A 233-nucleotide genomic window follows, 5' to 3' on the forward strand; every position below is an offset into this window, starting at 1 on the left:
GAGACCACCACCTGATCCGGCCCATTAACCGCCGCAACCTCCACCACACCACCAAGCCCAGACCCGCCCCGCAGATCCTCCAGAGCCTGACCCATCTCCTCCGCGCCAGCCTGGACCGAGGCCATCGCCCCACCCGCAGGCAGGCCCTGCATCAGCTGCCCACGAGCAGCCACCAACGTGCAGGCATCCTCCAACGACCACACCCCCGCCACATACGCCGCCACCACCTCACC

1 pseudogene is annotated in these 233 nt (G+C 68.7%); it reads right to left on the minus strand.

Going from position 1 to position 233, the window contains the following annotated elements:
* A pseudogene (locus JK364_RS58560) lies at positions 1-233 on the minus strand (acyltransferase domain-containing protein); the annotation flags it as partial.

Origin of the sequence: Streptomyces endocoffeicus (genome assembly GCF_016741935.1) — a bacterium.
Lineage (GTDB): Bacteria > Actinomycetota > Actinomycetes > Streptomycetales > Streptomycetaceae > Streptomyces > Streptomyces endocoffeicus.